The organism is Plantactinospora sp. A48 (assembly GCF_055793945.1).
The window spans coordinates 1-223 of the sequence record NZ_JBTIXF010000176.1; the positions used below are offsets into that span (position 1 = coordinate 1).

Below are 223 nucleotides of genomic sequence, written 5' to 3' on the forward strand. Positions count from 1 at the left end.
CGTTCTTCCTGGCCGACGACGCCGACGGGGTGATCCGGCTGCGGCTGACCGCCTCGTACGGGTACGTGGCCCGGGACCACGACGTCACCTTCGGACCGGGGGAGGGCCTGGTCGGGCAGACCGCGCTGTCCCGCCGGACCATCCGGGTGCGGGCCGTGCCGGACGGCCGGCTCACGGTCCGCTCCGGGCTGGCCGAGACCGCGCCGGCCGACCTGGTGGTGCT

General features: G+C 76.2%; 1 protein-coding gene. It reads left to right on the plus strand.

Features of this window, described 5'->3' with window-relative positions; translation table 11 throughout:
* Positions 1-223: hypothetical protein (locus tag ACXN5W_RS30495; protein WP_473161833.1), on the plus strand; the 223-nt coding region annotated here is incomplete at both ends.